The sequence below is a fragment of the Streptomyces sp. NPDC058051 genome, from assembly GCF_042885475.1.
Classification (GTDB): Bacteria; Actinomycetota; Actinomycetes; order Streptomycetales; family Streptomycetaceae; genus Streptomyces.
In genome coordinates this window covers 1-1,032 of sequence record NZ_JBHVRW010000097.1, presented here as the reverse complement: position 1 = coordinate 1,032, position 1,032 = coordinate 1, and the positions used below count along the sequence as shown (strand labels likewise).

The 1,032-nt window shown below is 66.2% G+C and carries 1 protein-coding gene; it reads right to left on the bottom strand.

Features of this window, described 5'->3' with window-relative positions; genetic code table 11:
• Positions 1-1,032: polyketide synthase dehydratase domain-containing protein (locus ACFVUT_RS37780; protein ID WP_389671196.1), on the bottom strand; the 1,032-nt coding region annotated here is incomplete at both ends.

The window sequence follows — 1,032 nt, the reverse complement described above, 5'->3', positions numbered from 1 at the left end:
ACAGACCCGCTCCACCTCCTCAACCAGACCCTCACCGGCACCCAGCCCCACCACCGACCAACCAACAGCCTCCTGCCCCGCACCGACACCCGGCACCCTGGTCCAGTCAACGTGAAACACATCACGTCCCGGCCTTGCCTCCACCGGTCGGGCGATCACGCTCCGGATGGCGAATACTTCCGCCCCGGCCGGATCCACGCCCATGACCGCTACCGATCCATCACCCGCACGGCGCGCCCGAACCCGGACCGACCGCGCACCCACCGCCGACACCCGCACATCCGAGAACTCCACCGCGGCTACATCCTCGCCGGCCCCGGCGAACGCCGCCTGCAACGCCGCATCCAACAACACCGGATGAACCACAAACCCCTCAGCCGAAGCCTCTTCAGGCAGCACAACCTCGACGTCAACATCCCCGGACCGCCACTCAGGCATCACCTGCGAAGCCTCCGACGCCAAACGACCATGCGCATGACTCCGCCACTCGCTCTCGTCACCCTCACGCGAGTAAATCCCGAACTCCCGCCCCTCACCACCAGAACCAACCGTGATCTGAATCTGCACCCCACCCTCATCGGGCAACCACAACGGCGCGACAACCTTCAGCTCCGACACCACCGCACAACCAACCTGACCACCCGCATACAACGCCAGATCCACCAACGCACTCGACGGCACCACACCAAGACCCGCAAGCCACCCATGCACACCCACCGACACACGACCGGTCAACACCAACCCACCCGTCCCCGCCACACTCACCTCAGCACCCAACAACGCATGCCACACCTCACGCTGCCCCAACGCCGCCACATCACGCACCCCACCCACACCCGACCCCAGCCAGAATCGTTCGTGCTGGAAGGCGTACGTCGGCAGCGGAACGGTCCGGGTGCCAGGCAGTAACCGGCCCCAGTCCACGTCCATGCCGTGGACGAAGCCGGTGGCCAGTCCGGTCAGCAGACGGGAAGGACTGTCATCGTCACGACGGCAGAGATGGGTGACGAACCGCCCGTCCACGCCTGCCGC